At 65.8% G+C, this 836-nt stretch carries 1 protein-coding gene; it reads right to left on the minus strand.

Annotation, left to right across the window (positions count from 1 at the left end; all coding sequences use genetic code 11):
- A partial coding sequence (locus EWH21_RS14840) for an aldehyde dehydrogenase family protein (RefSeq protein WP_277698696.1) occupies positions 1–836 on the minus strand: 836 nt, incomplete at both ends.

The raw sequence follows: 836 nt of genomic DNA on the forward strand, positions 1-836 counted from the left end.
CCCAGCGGATTGATGTCGTAGCTGACCAGCAGGTTCTTGGTCTGCTGGTAGTGATCGAGCATCATCTTGTGGGTCTCACGCCCGACCCCGGACTTCTTGTAGCCGCCGAAGGCAGCATGCGCCGGGTACAGGTGGTAGCAGTTGGTCCATACGCGGCCCGCCTTGATCGCGCGGCCCATGCGGTAGGCGACGTTCATGTCGCGGCTCCACACGCCGGCGCCCAGGCCGAACTCGGTGTCGTTGGCGATGGCCAGCGCCTCGGCCTCGTCCTTGAAGGTGGTGACGCCGATCACCGGGCCGAAGATCTCCTCCTGGAACACGCGCATCTCGTTGCTGCCCTTGAGCAGCGTCGGCTGGATGTAATAGCCGCTGGCCAGGTCGCCCTCCAGGCGCTCGGCCGCCCCGCCGGTGAGCACCTGGGCACCCTCCTGCTGGGCGATCTCCAGGTAGCTGAGGATCTTGTCGAACTGCTGCTGCGAGGCCTGGGCGCCGACCATGGTGTCGGTGTCCAGCGGGTTGCCGCGCTTGATCTGCTTGACCTTCTTCATCACCTCGGCCATGAACGGCTCGTAGATCGACTCCTGCACCAGCGCGCGCGACGGGCAGGTGCACACCTCGCCCTGGTTGAAGAAGCCCAGCACCAGGCCCTCGGCGGCCTTCTCGATGAAGGCCGGCTCGGCGTTCATGATGTCGGCGAAGAAGATGTTCGGCGACTTGCCGCCCAGCTCGACGGTGGACGGGATGATGTTCTCGGCCGCGCACTTGAGGATGTGCGAGCCGACCGGGGTGGAGCCGGTGAAGGCGATCTTGGCGATGCGCTTGCTGGTGGCCAGCGC

The organism is Pseudomonas sp. REST10 (assembly GCF_029542605.1).
In the GTDB taxonomy this organism is placed as follows: domain Bacteria; phylum Pseudomonadota; class Gammaproteobacteria; order Pseudomonadales; family Pseudomonadaceae; genus Aquipseudomonas; species Aquipseudomonas khazarica.